This window comes from Pseudomonas antarctica (genome assembly GCF_900624995.1).
GTDB lineage: Bacteria > Pseudomonadota > Gammaproteobacteria > Pseudomonadales > Pseudomonadaceae > Aquipseudomonas > Aquipseudomonas antarctica.
This window is the reverse complement of record NZ_UYXQ01000140.1, coordinates 1-9,142: the sequence shown is the minus strand read 5'-3', so window position 1 is coordinate 9,142 and position 9,142 is coordinate 1. Positions and strand designations below refer to the sequence as shown.

The following is a 9,142-nucleotide window of genomic DNA, read 5'->3' as shown; positions in this document are numbered from 1 at the left end:
TGAAGATTAACCTTATGACCGGACCCACTAGGCGTGCCCGTCAACTCCATGACCATCAAGGTATTGACATTTGCATCGTTCTTGATCGCGCGCAAGCGAGACACCGCCTGGGGTTTTACCGGCGCCTCGCCGTCAGCCTCAACTTCCTCGACTTGCCAGCCGCTGGGCCAATGAATTTCCGGGTCGGCCGCCAACACAAACGGGCTACCCAGCAACAAACACAAAGCGCCCAACAACGATTTACGGAACTCAATCATTACGAAAAACACCCAAGGTTCAAGCGTCAAAGTTTGAGCCCCGGCACCCGCTGGTCGCAAGCGCTGCGTGACCTTTTTCATTTGGCGCAGTGAGGGGCCTTGCGTATCATGGTTCGGCTGCATGGATGCTTGCCGCAAGCCAACGGACCGCGCCTCTGATTTCAAGTCGCGTTTGCCCCATTTTTTCTGGAGGGCCCATGAGCCTGCACGATCTGAACACTTTCCCGGGCGTCACCGCCCAGCCTGACACCGCCACCTCGAACTTCGTGTTCAACCACACTATGCTGCGGGTCAAGGACATCACCAAGTCGCTGGATTTTTACACCCGCGTCCTGGGTTTCTCACTGGTTGAAAAGCGCGACTTCCCGGAAGCCGAATTCAGCCTGTACTTCCTGGCCCTGGTGGACAAGGCCCAGATCCCGGCCGACGCCGCTGAACGCACCCAGTGGATGAAGTCGATCCCGGGCATCCTGGAACTGACCCACAACCACGGCACCGAAAACGATGCCGATTTTGCCTACCACAATGGCAACACCGACCCGCGCGGCTTTGGCCACATTTGCATCTCGGTGCCGGACATCGTCGCCGCCTGCGAACGCTTCGAAGCACTGGGCTGTGATTTCCAAAAGCGCCTGAACGACGGCCGCATGAAAAGCCTGGCCTTCATCAAGGACCCGGATGCGTATTGGGTTGAGATTATTCAGCCAGCGCCGATGTAACAGTCTCGCGCAATAAAAAAACCCCCATGATCACTCATGGGGTTTTTCATTTTCGCGCCCGGATTTACGCCGGTGCGGACGTGCGGATCAGGTGATCGAAAGCACTCAGCGAAGCCTTGGCGCCCTCGCCTACCGCGATCACGATCTGCTTATACGGCACGGTCGTTACGTCACCGGCGGCAAATACACCTGGCAGTGAAGTCTCGCCACGCGCATCGACAATGATCTCGCCACGCGGGGTCAGCTCCACTGTGCCTTTGAGCCAGTCAGTGTTGGGCAGCAAACCGATCTGAACGAAGATGCCTTCCAGGTCGAGGGTCTTGAACTCACCGCTGTCGCGATCCTTGTAGGCCAAGCCCGTGACTTTCTGGCCATCGCCTTTGACTTCACTGGTCAGCGCGCTGGTGATCACGTCAACGTTTGGCAGGCTGTAGAGCTTGCGCTGCAACACAGCATCGGCGCGCAACTTGCTGTCGAACTCAAGCAAGGTGACGTGGCTGACGATACCGGCCAGGTCGATGGCCGCTTCAACGCCGGAGTTACCGCCGCCGATCACTGCTACGCGCTTGCCTTTGAACAGCGGGCCATCGCAGTGGGGGCAGAAGCACACGCCCTTGGCTTTGTATTCCTGCTCACCTGGCACACCCATTTCGCGCCAGCGAGCGCCGGTAGCCAGGATCACGGTCTTGGACTTGAGAGACGCACCGCTTTCGAAGCGAATTTCGTGCAAGTCGCCAGCGTTTTTCGCAGGGATCAAGCTGCTGGCACGTTGCAGGTTCATGATGTCCACGTCGTATTGACGCACGTGGGCTTCCAACGCGCTGGCCAGTTTCGGCCCTTCGGTTTCCTGTACCGAGATGAAGTTCTCGATCGACATGGTGTCCAGCACCTGGCCACCAAAGCGTTCAGCGGCGACACCGGTACGAATGCCTTTACGAGCCGCGTAGATCGCAGCGGCAGAACCGGCCGGGCCGCCACCGACGACCAACACATCAAACGCGTCTTTGGCGCTGATTTTCTCAGCGGCTTTTTCGATACCGCTGGTGTCGAGCTTAGCGAGGATTTCTTCCAGGCCCATACGACCCTGGCCGAAGTTCACGCCATTGAGGTACACGCTTGGCACCGCCATGATCTGGCGCTCATCAACTTCCGCCTGGAACAGCGCGCCGTCGATAGCGACGTGACGGATGTTCGGGTTGAGCACGGCCATCAGGTTCAGCGCCTGGACCACATCCGGGCAGTTCTGGCACGACAACGAGAAGTACGTCTCGAAGCTGAAGTCGCCTTTGAGGGCGCGGATCTGTTCAATCACTTCGACACTGGCCTTCGACGGGTGGCCACCGACTTGCAGCAGGGCCAGCACCAGCGAAGTAAATTCATGCCCCATGGGGATGCCGGCGAAACGCAGGCTGATATCGGCACCCGGGCGATTAATGGAGAACGAAGGCTTGCGCGCATCATCGCCATCGGTTTTCAGGGTGATCAGCGTGGTGAGGCTGGTTACGTCCTGCAAAAGAGCAAGCATTTCCTCGGATTTCGCACCGTCGTCGAGGGAGGCGACGATCTCGATCGGCTGGGTGACCCGTTCCAGGTATGACTTCAACTGAGCTTTAAGATTGGCGTCCAACATACGGGCGATTTCCTATTAATTCGGTTTATTGCAGACAAAAAAACGCCCGAGCGAATCTCGCCCGGGCGTTTTGAGGGCGGATGCAGCTTACTGAGGTGCGGAGTTCCGCCCTGGATATTTCACAGACTTAGATCTTGCCGACCAGGTCCAGGGACGGAGCCAACGTGGCCTCGCCTTCTTTCCACTTGGCTGGGCATACTTCGCCTGGGTGGGCAGCCACGTACTGAGCGGCCTTGATTTTGCGCAGCAGCTCGCTAGCGTCACGGCCAACACCGCCGTCGTTCAGTTCGACGATCTTGATCTGACCTTCTGGGTTGATCACGAAAGTACCGCGGTCTGCCAGGCCAGCTTCTTCGATCAGTACGTCGAAGTTGCGCGAGATGGTCAGGGTTGGGTCGCCGATCATGGTGTACTGGATTTTGCCGATGGCTGGCGACGTGTTGTGCCAAGCAGCGTGGGCAAAGTGGGTGTCGGTGGAAACGCTGTAGATTTCGACGCCCAGTTTCTGAAATTCGGCGTAGTTGTCAGCCAGGTCTTCAAGCTCGGTTGGGCAAACGAAGGTGAAGTCGGCTGGGTAGAAGAATACGACGGACCATTTGCCTTTCAGGTCAGCGTCCGACACGTCTACGAAGTTGCCGTTTTTGTAGGCGGTAGCTTTGAACGGTTTTACTTGGCTGTTGATGATAGGCATCGTTGACTCTCCGTCAGGGGTTAGTAAGTTGATGAGGTGAATCCTACCGACTCTTCGCCTCGATGGCTCATTGGCAAACCTGATGCTGGCGATTGGTTTTCCCTATCAGGTAGCTGTATTAATAGAAGAAATCTCAAATCAGCGGTTGGGTCGCCAAGGTCATGCCGAGAAAGGGCGTCGCTTCAACATAGCGCATCGCCGATTTCATGTCGTTCCAACCGACGTAACTCATCAGCGACTTCAAGTCCCAGCCACTGCGATGAGCCCAGGTGGCAAAGCCTCGGCGCAGCGAGTGACTGGTGTATTGATCAGCTGGAATACCCGCACGCTCCAAGGCGTGGCGCAACAGTGGGATCACACTGTTGGGATGCAGCCCCTCCTCGCCCAGGTTGCCCCAGCGATCAACCCCACGGAACACCGGGCCGCGAACCAGTGCCGACGCGCTGAGCCATTCGCAGTAAGCCTGCACCGGGCACAGTCGCAATAACGCCGGGGTCTGGTAGGTCTTGCCGAGGTTATCGCGGTCACTTTTGCTGCGTGGCAGGTACAAGCTGATGCCCGCACCCGGCACCGCCTGCACGTGCTCAATGCTCAAGCGGCACAACTCATCACTGCGAAACCCTCGCCAGAACCCCAACAATATCAGTGCGGTGTCGCGCTTGGCGCGCAGCAATCGAGGCGGGTCCTGGTCTTTGCTCGCCTGCAGTGCCTCTGCCTCCAGCCATGCAACTACCTGCTCCAGGTGCTGGAGCTGCAGTGGCTCGGCCTGTTTTTCCTGCACCGGGTGTACGGCGCGAATGCCCTTGAGCACCTTGCGCACTACCGGCGCCTTGGTTGGGTCGGGAAACCCCTGGCTGGTGTGCCACTGCGCCAACGCCGAAAGCCGCAGCTTCAACGTGTTAACCGCCAGCACGCCGGCATGCGCCACCAGGTAGCGCGCCACGCTGTCGCTGGTAGCTGGCAGGAACCCACCCCAACTCACTTCGAAGTGTTCGATGGCCGCACGGTAGCTGCGGCGCGTGTTGTCGCGGGTGGCGGCGTTGAGATACCGATCCAGATCGCTCATGAAAGGCCCATTCGTACTGCTACAGGGTGAATCCGCGCTTAAAACGGCTATGAGACGGGATAATACGCCAATATCCCATCTGTTAAATCATGAATTTAAACGATTTTCTATTCGTGTTACAGTATGTATCTACATACCCTGTACAACAGTACGAAATCGACGGAGACCCCATGGCGCGCGGCGGCATAAACAAAGCAGTAGTTCAAACGGCACGCCTGGCGATCCTTGCCCGTGGCGAAAACCCCAGCATCGACGCCGTACGTATCGAGATGGGCAATACCGGCTCAAAAACCACGATTCATCGCTACCTGAAGGAATTGGACGATAGCGAAAGCCGGCTGACCATCACCGAAGCGCCGATTGACGACGAGCTCGGCGAACTGGTTGCACGGCTGGCTCTACGCCTCAAAGAGAAGGCTCAGGAACCTATCGACCTGGCCTTGGCGCAATTTGAACAGCACAAGGCCGCCCTGCTCGCCCAGATAGACACGCTGGAAGCCGCTCATGCAGACCTCAAGCAGCAATTTGATATCCAGGCCGCAGCGCTGGCAGAAGAAAGCGCCGCCCTGCAAACCGCCAGCACCAGCCTGCAGACCGAGCAAACCCGCAATGCCGGGCTCAGCCAGGCATGCAGTGACTACGAACTGAGGATCAGCGACAAGGACGAACAGATTCGCTCGCTGGAAGAAAAGCACCTGCACGCTCGGGATGCCCTGGAGCATTACCGCAATGCGATCAAGGAGCAGCGTGAGCAGGAACAGCGACGCCATGAAGGCCAGTTGCAGCAGGTTCAAGCGGAACTGCGCCAGGCCCAGCAAAGTGCCATGGTGCGCCAGGACGAGATCACACAGCTGCACCGCGACAATGAGCGGCTGTTGATTGAGCACCGCGTAACCGCGAAGGAACTGGCCGCCCTGCAGGAGCAAACCCGCAAAGACCAGGCCTTGCAGCAAAAGCTCAGTGAACAAGTGAACCTGATTGAAAGCGAACGCACCTTGCTTCAGGAGCGCCTGCGGGTTGCGGTGTTGGAGAGCCAGTCACGCCAGCAAGCGTTGAGCGAACACCAGCAGAGCAACAAAAGCCTGGAGCTGGACCTTATCAAGGCCCAGGCGAGTATTGAGGCACTGCGCCTGGCGGCTGCCGTTGCAGCAGCGCCAGAAGCAACCCCGCAAGCCTGATCAGTGCGCGACAGGCGTGCGCATGGTGACGAATTCTTCCGCCGCGGTAGGATGCACGCCGATGGTTTCATCGAAATGCTGCTTGGTCGCGCCCGCCTTGAGCGCAATCGCCAGGCCCTGCACGATTTCGCCAGCGTCCGGGCCGACCATGTGGCAACCCAGCACCTTGTCGGTGTCGGCGTCGACCACCAGCTTCATCAAGGTTTTCTCCTGGCAGTCGGTCAACGTCAGCTTCATGGGTCGGAAGCGGCTTTCGAAGATCTGCACCTTGTGGCCGTTCTTTTTCGCTTCTTCCTCACTTAGGCCGACAGTGCCGATGTTCGGCAGGCTGAACACCGCCGTCGGAATCATCGCGTAGTCCACTGGGCGATACTGCTCAGGCTTGAACAAGCGACGCGCCACCGCCATGCCTTCGGCCAGGGCAACGGGCGTCAATTGCACGCGACCAATCACGTCACCGAGCGCCAGGATCGACGGCTCGGCGGTCTGGTACAGGTCATCCACTTCAACGAAGCCGCGCTCGTCCAATTTGACGCCAGTATTCTCCAGGCCCAGATTGTCCAACATCGGGCGGCGGCCGGTGGCATAGAACACGCAATCGGCCTCCAGCACGCGACCGTCCTTCAGCGTGGCCTTGAGGCTGCCATCGGTTTGCTTGTCGATGCGCTCGATATCAGCGTTGAATTGCAGATCCAGGCCGCGCTTGGTCAGCTCTTCTTTCAGGTGTGTGCGCACCGCACCATCAAAACCGCGCAGGAACAGGTCGCCGCGATACAGCAGCGACGTCTGTGCGCCCAAACCATGGAAAATGCCGGCAAACTCAACGGCGATGTAGCCACCGCCCACCACCAATACACGCTTAGGCAGTTCTTTAAGGAAGAACGCCTCGTTGGAACCAATGGCGTGTTCGTGCCCCGGAACCTGCGGGATCTGCGGCCAGCCGCCCGTGGCGATCAGGATGTGCTTGGCGGTAAAGCGCTCACCATTGATTTCCACCTGATGCGGGCCCACCAAGCGTGCGTGACCTTCATGCAGGGTGACGCCGCTGTTGACCAAAAGGTTGCGATAGATCCCATTAAGACGGTTGATTTCGCGGTCCTTGTTGGCGATCAGGGTCGCCCAATCAAAGTTCGCCTCACCCAGCGACCAACCAAAACCGCTGGCCTGCTCGAAGTCTTCGGCGAAATGCGCGCCGTACACCAACAGTTTTTTCGGCACACAGCCGACGTTAACGCAGGTACCGCCCAGGTAGCGGCTTTCCGCCACGGCCACCTTGGCGCCAAAGCCTGCGGCAAAGCGCGCCGCGCGAACACCGCCGGAACCGGCGCCAATTACATACAGATCAAAATCGTAGGCCATTTCACTCTCCTCGGCAGAACACCAGCATACCGACTTACAGGGGGCTGAAAAACGAAAAGCCACCCGGAGGTGGCTTTTTTAGAAAATCAGGCAGGCGTGAATCAGTAAGCCTTGCCAGTCTTGTAGAAGTGCTCGTAGCAGAAGTTGGTGGCTTCGATGTAGCCTTCAGCGCCACCGCAGTCAAAACGACGCCCCTTGAACTTGTACGCGATCACACAGCCGTCTTTAGCCTGCTTCAACAGGGCGTCAGTGATCTGGATCTCGCCGCCTTTGCCTGGCTCGGTTTCTTCGATCAGCTTGAAGATATCCGGGGTCAGAATGTAACGACCGATGATCGCCAAGTTCGACGGAGCATCTTCCGGCGCTGGCTTTTCGACCATGTCGCGTACGCGGATCAGGCCATCACCAATGTCGTCACCGGCAATCACGCCGTACTTGTTGGTCTCTTGAGGATCAACCTCTTGAACCGCAACGATGGTGCAGCGGTACTTCTGGTACAGCTTGACCATCTGGGTCAGCACGCCGTCGCCTTCCAGGTTGACGCACAGGTCGTCCGCCAGTACCACCGCGAACGGTTCATCACCGATCAGTGGGCGGCCGGTCAGGATGGCGTGGCCGAGGCCTTTCATCTGGGTCTGACGGGTGTAAGAGAACGAGCACTCGTCGAGCAGTTTGCGGATACCGACCAGGTATTTTTCCTTGTCAGTGCCCTTGATCTGGTTTTCCAGCTCGTAGCTGATGTCGAAGTGGTCTTCCAGCGCGCGCTTACCACGACCCGTGACGATAGAGATTTCGTTCAAGCCGGCATCCAGTGCCTCTTCGACGCCGTACTGAATCAGTGGCTTGTTCACCACCGGCAGCATCTCTTTGGGCATGGCTTTGGTCGCTGGCAAGAAGCGAGTGCCGTAACCGGCTGCTGGGAACAAGCATTTCTTGATCATATGAGTCCTTACAAAGGGCTGTGCGTACGGAATTCGGCGCAGTCTAATCAGGCCGCAGTCACCTTACAATGGGTCCTGCTGGCGTTGCGATGTCATGATAGAGAAAAAATGTGCGCGTAAGTTCCATTGATCCTCCGAAGGGCGTTACCAACGGCATCACCAACCAAGCCTTGGCCCCTCAGTTTCAAAGGGATTTAAAGGTTTTAGCATGCTTTTCGCCGCCCGGCACTGACTGGCAACAACTTGCGCGCCCCCACGCCATTTGGCGCTATCATTGCACGCTTGAACCACACCACGAGATTGATAGATGTCAGAACCCAAAGGCGTAAACGGCTACTTGATCACAAAGCGTGCAGACGGCTGGCACCTGATCAACTTCCACGGCGACAGTGTCGCCGGGGCATTCGCAACCGAAAGCCAGGCGACTGCGGTAGCCGAGGTATTTGTGGATGAAGCGGGCCATGCATCGAGCAAACGGCCCAAGAGCAAGTAAGCCTCTTTGAGGTGCCTATAAAGCCCCGTTAAGCGGGGCTTTTTTGTGGGCGTCCATTTTTCCCAACATATCCAGACCCAACTAGAAGTTGGACAACCCGATTAAACACTATTATTTTCGGGGACTGTCATCCCGCTCTGACAGATCACTACCCGATTGAACTATTCTCATTAAGCAACTTGTAGCCCTCTTCTGACAGCCCATCTTCATGTTTTGGCAAATCGCCATATTCCTCCTATGTGGCGTGCTCCTGTGCGACTACACAACTAAGCGAATCTGGCGACTTACTTCCTCTGGCTCAAGACTGACAATGGCCTCGCTTCAAACGTACCCACGAATTGCAATGCAAGTAGTTGGAAAAACAACGCTCCCAACTGCAACTCCGCCGCTGGCTGGCCGGGTTTTTGCGAGTCACGTTTGATGTGAAAAACAAGCCCTGCGCAACACTGCGATGGGCTCTTTATTGACATTTCGTAGGCCTCTGTAAATGAAAACTAAATTTAAAACTGCGCTGTTAACTCTCGGGCTGTTGGCGGGTTCGATGTCCGTTGCTCAGGCGGCGGATGGAACAGTTACTTTTTTGGGATCGGTCCACTCGGGTGCCTGCTCTATCAAGCCTGACTCCGTCGATCAGACCGTTAACCTGGGCGCCATTGCCAAGCATCAATTGCAAGATGGCGGCAAGTCTGAAGCGCGGCGCGTGCTGATCGAACTTGAAGGCTGTGATCTGTCGGACCTTGTCGCTAACACCGTGACCACAACCTTCACCGGCGCGCCATCAACCGTCGTTCCGGGTGCTATCGGTACG

10 protein-coding genes are annotated in these 9,142 nt (G+C 57.4%); 4 read left to right on the top strand and 6 right to left on the bottom strand.

Going from position 1 to position 9,142, the window contains the following annotated elements; all coding sequences use genetic code 11:
• Window positions 1–257, bottom strand: a 257-nt coding sequence (locus E0F99_RS26845; RefSeq protein WP_130909027.1) for a DUF4946 domain-containing protein, incomplete at its 3' end; no start/stop codon positions are given.
• 197 nt (window positions 258–454) lie between these two features.
• Here E0F99_RS26845 and gloA point away from each other — a divergent pair.
• Entirely contained in the window at window positions 455–976 is a 522-nt protein-coding gene (gene gloA / locus E0F99_RS26840) for a lactoylglutathione lyase (RefSeq protein ID WP_083358337.1), read from the top strand.
• Window positions 977–1,040: 64 nt separating this feature from the next.
• On the opposite strand, the gene ahpF is transcribed toward gloA, so the two are convergent.
• From ahpF to E0F99_RS26825, 3 genes are all read right to left on the bottom strand, one after another.
• The gene (gene ahpF / locus E0F99_RS26835) at window positions 1,041–2,606 is read right to left on the bottom strand and encodes an alkyl hydroperoxide reductase subunit F (RefSeq protein ID WP_083358336.1); all 1,566 of its coding nucleotides are present in this window, start codon (window positions 2,604–2,606) and stop codon (window positions 1,041–1,043) included.
• 127 nt (window positions 2,607–2,733) lie between these two features.
• Window positions 2,734–3,297: an alkyl hydroperoxide reductase subunit C gene (gene ahpC / locus E0F99_RS26830; RefSeq protein WP_010210361.1), complete on the bottom strand. Its 564-nt coding sequence runs from the start codon at window positions 3,295–3,297 to the stop codon at window positions 2,734–2,736.
• A gap of 133 nt (window positions 3,298–3,430) precedes the next feature.
• Window positions 3,431–4,363 carry a site-specific integrase gene (locus E0F99_RS26825; protein ID WP_083358335.1) on the bottom strand — a complete coding sequence of 311 codons (933 nt, stop codon included), beginning with the start codon at window positions 4,361–4,363 and terminating at the stop codon, window positions 3,431–3,433.
• 170 nt (window positions 4,364–4,533) lie between these two features.
• Here E0F99_RS26825 and E0F99_RS26820 point away from each other — a divergent pair, with 170 nt between their 5' ends.
• Complete coding sequence (locus E0F99_RS26820) at window positions 4,534–5,541, top strand: DNA-binding protein (RefSeq protein WP_083358334.1); 1,008 nt, start codon at window positions 4,534–4,536, stop codon at window positions 5,539–5,541.
• Here the strand turns inward: E0F99_RS26820 and gorA are convergent, their stop codons facing one another.
• Together gorA and galU are read right to left on the bottom strand one after the other, a co-directional pair.
• Window positions 5,542–6,900: a glutathione-disulfide reductase gene (gene gorA / locus E0F99_RS26815; RefSeq protein WP_083358333.1), complete on the bottom strand. Its 1,359-nt coding sequence runs from the start codon at window positions 6,898–6,900 to the stop codon at window positions 5,542–5,544. It lies immediately after the preceding gene.
• Between the two features lie 101 nt (window positions 6,901–7,001).
• Window positions 7,002–7,841, bottom strand: a complete 840-nt coding sequence (galU, locus tag E0F99_RS26810; protein WP_003212579.1) for a UTP--glucose-1-phosphate uridylyltransferase GalU — start codon at window positions 7,839–7,841, stop codon at window positions 7,002–7,004.
• A 307-nt stretch (window positions 7,842–8,148) separates the two neighbouring features.
• Here galU and E0F99_RS26805 point away from each other — a divergent pair, with 307 nt between their 5' ends.
• Window positions 8,149–8,334: a hypothetical protein gene (locus tag E0F99_RS26805; RefSeq protein ID WP_083358332.1), complete on the top strand. Its 186-nt coding sequence runs from the start codon at window positions 8,149–8,151 to the stop codon at window positions 8,332–8,334.
• 487 nt (window positions 8,335–8,821) lie between these two features.
• The coding region (locus E0F99_RS26800) for a fimbrial protein (protein WP_130909026.1) at window positions 8,822–9,142 on the top strand (321 nt) is incomplete at its 3' end.

Coding starts and splice junctions, on each gene's coding strand:
- galU (WP_003212579.1), bottom strand. CDS start 7,841: ATGATCAAGAAATGCTTGTTCCCAGCAGCCGGTTACGGCACTCGCTTC.
- ahpF (WP_083358336.1), bottom strand. CDS start 2,606: ATGTTGGACGCCAATCTTAAAGCTCAGTTGAAGTCATACCTGGAACGG.
- E0F99_RS26820 (WP_083358334.1), top strand. CDS start 4,534: ATGGCGCGCGGCGGCATAAACAAAGCAGTAGTTCAAACGGCACGCCTG.
- E0F99_RS26805 (WP_083358332.1), top strand. CDS start 8,149: ATGTCAGAACCCAAAGGCGTAAACGGCTACTTGATCACAAAGCGTGCA.
- gorA (WP_083358333.1), bottom strand. CDS start 6,900: ATGGCCTACGATTTTGATCTGTATGTAATTGGCGCCGGTTCCGGCGGT.
- gloA (WP_083358337.1), top strand. CDS start 455: ATGAGCCTGCACGATCTGAACACTTTCCCGGGCGTCACCGCCCAGCCT.
- E0F99_RS26825 (WP_083358335.1), bottom strand. CDS start 4,363: ATGAGCGATCTGGATCGGTATCTCAACGCCGCCACCCGCGACAACACG.
- ahpC (WP_010210361.1), bottom strand. CDS start 3,297: ATGCCTATCATCAACAGCCAAGTAAAACCGTTCAAAGCTACCGCCTAC.